We start from the raw sequence: 392 nt of genomic DNA on the forward strand, positions 1-392 counted from the left end.
CCCAGTCCGCCAGGGAACCGGCAAGCTGGTCGATTTTATTGAGCAGTGCCTGTCGTTGGGTATAGACCTCCTGCCATTTATTATCCCAGGTGCTGCGATTGATGGTGGTGACCGTGCCAGTATTGTCCCAGCCGGTGCCGCCGAGATAATCCGACAGGGCGGTAATGGCACCACTGTAGGCAGTTTTCTCGCTGGTGATACCGTAACGGTTCGCCTGGTTTTCAATGCCGGCCTGCTCTGCGAGCAGTTGGTGGTACTCGCGGATGGCCCGGGGTTTTTCCTCGGGATGCAGTTTGCTGTCCGAGGCAATATCGCTCAGATCCGCCAGCGCTGCAGTGGCATCAGCCTGGGCATCGTTAGCGGCGGCTTCGGCGGCGGAGGCCCTGGCATCG

1 protein-coding gene is annotated in these 392 nt (G+C 59.9%); it reads right to left on the reverse strand.

Annotated features, from left to right (window positions below; genetic code table 11):
- On the reverse strand, positions 1 to 392 hold a 392-nt coding region (locus Q5Y71_RS17280), incomplete at both ends, for a hypothetical protein (protein ID WP_306043307.1).

The sequence above is a fragment of the Microbulbifer sp. 2205BS26-8 genome, from assembly GCF_030731025.1.
GTDB classification, from domain to species: Bacteria; Pseudomonadota; Gammaproteobacteria; order Pseudomonadales; family Cellvibrionaceae; genus Microbulbifer; species Microbulbifer spongiae.